At 73.1% G+C, this 4,707-nt stretch carries 5 protein-coding genes; 2 read left to right on the top strand and 3 right to left on the bottom strand.

Features of this window, described 5'->3' with window-relative positions:
- Positions 1-222: 222 nt before the first annotated feature.
- The 3 genes from ACFFNX_RS42740 to ACFFNX_RS42750 are packed head-to-tail and all read right to left on the bottom strand — an operon-like array spanning position 223 to position 3,082.
- Entirely contained in the window at positions 223-1,017 is a 795-nt protein-coding gene (locus ACFFNX_RS42740) for an ABC transporter ATP-binding protein (protein WP_378211967.1), read from the bottom strand.
- A complete protein-coding gene (locus ACFFNX_RS42745) occupies positions 1,014-2,039 on the bottom strand; it encodes a FecCD family ABC transporter permease (protein WP_378211968.1) in 1,026 nt (341 codons plus the stop codon). Before ACFFNX_RS42745 ends, ACFFNX_RS42740 begins: the two co-directional genes overlap by 4 nt.
- Positions 2,036-3,082, bottom strand: a complete 1,047-nt coding sequence (locus tag ACFFNX_RS42750) for a FecCD family ABC transporter permease (RefSeq protein WP_378211969.1) — start codon at positions 3,080-3,082, stop codon at positions 2,036-2,038. The genes ACFFNX_RS42745 and ACFFNX_RS42750 overlap by 4 nt, the downstream gene beginning before the upstream one ends.
- Before the next feature lie 140 nt (positions 3,083-3,222).
- Here ACFFNX_RS42750 and ACFFNX_RS42755 point away from each other — a divergent pair, with 140 nt between their 5' ends.
- On the top strand, positions 3,223-4,233 hold the full coding sequence (locus ACFFNX_RS42755) for an ABC transporter substrate-binding protein (RefSeq protein ID WP_378211970.1): 1,011 nt from the start codon (positions 3,223-3,225) through the stop codon (positions 4,231-4,233).
- 1 nt (position 4,234) lies between these two features.
- Positions 4,235-4,707, top strand: a 473-nt coding sequence (locus ACFFNX_RS42760) for a siderophore-interacting protein (RefSeq protein ID WP_378211971.1), incomplete at its 3' end; no start/stop codon positions are given.

Consider the following 4,707-nt stretch of genomic DNA (forward strand, 5'->3'; position numbering starts at 1 on the left):
AAGGTACGCGGTCCGCCGCCAACGCGAGTTCCAGGGCCGCCGCGTCCGCCTGGTCGGCGACTGACCCGGGCGGTGGCCCGGGCCCCCGGCCCGGGCCACCGCGCCCCGAGGGGAACAAGCGGGGAACGCCTGATCACGACGACGGTCCGATGCGCGGCACCACTGAGACGCTCACCCCTGCCTGAGACCAGCGGCGCGGGCAGGGCACGAGCGCTCGCTGATCTAGACGGGGGCCGAGCGCCGGGCCGCGGGTATGACCAGCGGGGTCTCGGTCTCCGGGTCGGGGATGACGCGACACGGCAGGCCGAAGACGTCCTCCACCAGCTCCGCCGTCACGACCGATGCCGGGTCGCCCTCCGCGACCACCGCGCCGTCGCGCATCGCGATCAGGTGTGTCGCGTAGCGGGCCGCGTGGTTCAGGTCGTGCAGGACGGCGACCAGTGTCCGGCCCTCCTCCTGGTGCAGCCGGGCGCACAGGTCGAGGACGTCGATCTGGTGCGCGATGTCGAGGAACGTCGTCGGCTCGTCGAGGAGCAGCAGCGGGGTCTCCTGGGCGAGCGCCATCGCGATCCAGACGCGCTGCCGCTGGCCGCCGGAGAGCTCGTCGACGTACGCGCCGGCCAGATCGGCGATGCCCGTCGCGTGCATCGCATCGCCGACGACCCGCTCGTCCTCGCGGGACCACTGGCGCAACAGGCGTTGGTGCGGGTAGCGGCCGCGGGCGACCAGGTCGGCGACCGTGATGCCGTCCGGCGCGATCGGGGACTGCGGGAGCAGGCCGAGCGTACGGGCGACGGCCCGCGTCGGCAGCGTGTGGATGTCCTGCCCGTCCAGCAGGACGGTGCCCGAGCGCGGTTTCAGCGTGCGCGCCAGGGCGCGCAGCAAGGTCGACTTTCCGCAGGCGTTCGGGCCGACCACCACGGTGAACGACCGGTCGGGCACGGCCACGCTCAGTCCTTCGGCGACCGTGCGCCGCTCGTACGCGAGTGTCAGGTCGTTCGCGCGCAGGCGTGTCATATCCGGCCCCTCTTTCGCTGAGTGGCGAGCAGCCACAGAAGATAGCCGCCGCCGAGTACGCCGGTCAGCACGCCCACCGGGAGCTGGTGTCCCGGGACGATTCGCTGGCCGGCCAGGTCCGCGCCGGTGAGCAGCGCCGCGCCCATGCACAGGGAGGCGGCGAGGTTCGGGCCCGGGTCGGCGGTGAGCCGCCGGGCGAGCTGGGGAGCGGTCAGCGCCACGAACGAGACCGGGCCGGCCGTGCCCGCGGCGAACGAGGCGAGCAGTACGGCGGCGGTCAGCAGCATGAGTCGCAGCCGCTCGACCCGCACGCCCAGGGCGTACGCCGTCTCGTCGCCCATCTCCAGCATGCGCAGGCCGCGCCCGCCGCCGAGCAGGACCGGGGGCACCGTGACCGCCACCGTGACGAGCATCGGCACCACGTCGTTCCAGCCGCGCCCGTTGAGGCTGCCGGTCAGCCACAGCACGGCGCGCGTGGCGTCGGGGATGTTCGCGCGGGTCAGCAGGTAGCCGTTGACACCGGTCAGAATGGCCGCGACGCCGATGCCGATGAGCACGAGCCGGTAGCCGTGCACGCCCTGCCGCCAGGAGAGGGCGTAGATCAGCGCGCCGGTGACGACGCCGCCGACCACCGCGCCGCCCATGAGCATGACGCTGCCGCCGCCGACCATCACGATCACCAGCGCGCCCGCCGCCGCGCCCTGGGTGAAGCCCAGCAGGTCGGGGCTGCCCAGCGGGTTGCGCACGAGCGACTGGAACAGGGCGCCGGAGAGCCCGAGGGCGGCGCCGGTCAGGAGGGCCGTGAGGACCCGTGGCAGGCGTACCTGCTCCACGATGAACGCGTCGGCGGCCGAACCGTACCCGGCGAGCGTGCGCACCACCGCGGCCGGTGACATCGGATAGTCGCCGCTGCCGATCGCGGCGACGGCGAACACGAGTGCGGCGAGCACGCAGGCCGTGCCCACCGCGAGGGCGCGTCCCCGCACGCGCACCGACCCGCCGCCGGGAGTCCGCAGGATCATGCGCGCGCCCACCGTCCGCGCCGTACGACGTGCAGGAAGAACGGTCCGCCGAGCACCGCGGTCACGATGCCCACCTGCACTTCGCTGGGCCGCGCGAGCACCCGCCCGAGCACGTCCGCGCCGAGCAGTGTCGTGGGCGCGAGGAGCGCGCAGTACGGCAGCAGCAGACGCAGGTCGGGGCCGGTCAGGACGCGTACGACGTGCGGCACCATCAGGCCGACGAAGACGATCGGCCCGCACGCGGCGGTGGCGGCGCCGCACAGCAGGGTCACCGCGACGATGGCGCCCGCTCGCGTGCGCGCGGGTCGCGCGCCGAGCGCGTTCGCGGACTCCTCGCCCAGCGCGAGGGCGTTCAGCGGGCGGGCCAGCAGCAGCGCGAGCACGGTCCCGGCCGCGACGAAGGGCAGGATCCCGGTCACCGTGGAGGGCCGCGCGGAGGCCAGCGAGCCGACCGTCCAGAACCGCATCCGGTCCAGCGAGTCGGTGTCGAGCAGTTGCACCGCGTTGACGTAGGCGTACATCACCGCGTTGACGGCCGTTCCGGCGAGCGCGAGCCGTACCGGGGTCGCACCGCGCCCGCCGCCGACCGCCCAGACCACGACCGAGACCGCGCCGGCGCCCGCGAAGGCGAACCACACGTAGCCGGTGAAGGAGGTGATGCCGAAGAAGGAGATCGCCGAGACGACGGCGGAGGCCGCGCCGGCGTTGATGCCGAGCAGTCCGGGGTCGGCCAGCGGGTTGCGGGTCAGGGCCTGCATCAGGCCGCCGGCGAGTCCCAGCGCCGCGCCGGCGAGCAGGCCCAGCAGCGTGCGCGGGAGCCGGATCTGGCGGACGACGGTGTAGGCCGGCGCGTGGGGGTCGGTCAGCCCGTGCCACACCTCGGACGGCGAGAGTTGCTTGGCGCCGAACGCGAGGCTCAGCACGAGCACGGCCAGCAGGAACAGCGCCGCGGCGAACGGGCCGGTGACACGCACCGCGCGAGGGCGGGCGCGGGCCGGCGCGTCCGGTCGCGTCTCGACGCGCGCCGAGTCGGTGACGGGCACGTACCAGCTCCGATACTGATCGAGGGGCCTGACCCTACTGGACAGGGAGGACTTAGGTTAGGTTAACCTAAGCCCCTCCGACGATCAGCCCCCACATGACTTCGGTGACCATTCCCCCTTGTGACGAGAGAGGCTTCGCCATGGCCGGAACGCACGACCTGTCCCGCCGCGGCCTGCTGGCCGCCCGCGGCGCCGTCGGACTCGTCGCGCTGCTCGCCGCCTGTGGCGGGAACGGCGGAGGCCGTGCCGCCGCCTCCGGCGGCTGGTCGTTCACCGACGACCGCGGCCAGAAGGCCACCGCGAAGAGCCGCCCGAAGCGGATCGTCGCCTACGTCGGCACCGCGGCCGCGCTGCACGACTTCGGCGTCGGCGACCAGCTCGTCGGCGTCTTCGGGCCGACGAAGCTCAAGGACGGCCGCCCCGACCCCCTGGCCGGGGAGCTCGACGTGAACAAGGTCACGATCATCGGCAACGCCTACGGCGAGTTCAACATCGAGAAGTACGCCGCGCTGCACCCCGACCTGCTGGTCTCCGACATAATCCAGCCGCCGAACCTGTGGTTCGTCCCGGACGACAGCAAGAAGAAGATCTTCGAGCTGGCGCCGAGCGTCGGGCTCACCACCTCGCACGTCAGCCTTCTCCAGCCGCTCCAGCGGCACGAGCAGCTCGCCGTCGCGCTGGGCGCCGACGTCAAGGCCGCGGCGGTCACCGCCGCGAAGACGCGCTTCGAGTCCGCCGCGGAGTCCATACGCGCGGCGGCCAAGGCCAACCCGGGCATCAAGGTGCTGGCGGCGTCCGGCAGCCCCGACCTCTTCTACGTCTCCGACCCGCGCGTGTACGCCGACCTGTCCTACTTCCGCAGCCTGGGCGTCGACGTCATCGTGCCGAACAAGGTCACCGGGGGCTTCTTCGAGAACCTGAGCTGGGAGAACGCCGACAAGTACCCCGCCGACATCATCCTGCTCGACTCCCGGACCGCCGCGTTGCAGCCGAAGGACCTCGCCGCCAAACCGACCTGGTCGAAGCTGCCGGCGGTCAAGGCCGGCCAGATCACCCCCTGGCTGAGCGAACCGCGGTTCAGCTACGCGGGCTGCGCGCCAGTGCTGGAGGCCATCGCCAAGGCCGTACGCGACGCCAAGAAGGTGAGCTGAGGTGGCATCCGCGGCGGCGAGCACGCGCACGGCACCGTTCCGCTTCTTCGACGTCCACGTCGTCCGCGCCGAGCTTCTCGGTCTCAGCATGAGGCGGATCACCTTCGGCGGCGAGGGGCTGGCCGGCCTGACGTGCGGCGGCCGCGACCAGCGGGTCAAGCTGTTCTTCCCCCACGGGCACCAGGAGACGCCCGTGATGCCCGGCGCGGACGACGACTGGTACCCGCGCTATCGCGCCATGGACCCGCACGTACGTGCGGTCATGCGCACCTACACCGTGTGCGGGCAGCGGCGCGAGCCGGAGGAGTTCGACGTGGAGTTCGCGCTGCACGGCGACGGCGGGCCGGCCTCCCGCTGGGCGACCTCGGCGCGGCCCGGCGACCGGGTGGCCGTCCTTGGCCCGACCCACGAGGACAACGGCGGCGTCTACTTCCGCCCGCCGCCGGACGCCGGCTGGGTGCTGCTCGCCGCCGA

This window comes from Actinoallomurus acaciae (genome assembly GCF_042429965.1).
GTDB classification, from domain to species: Bacteria; Actinomycetota; Actinomycetes; order Streptosporangiales; family Streptosporangiaceae; genus Actinoallomurus; species Actinoallomurus acaciae.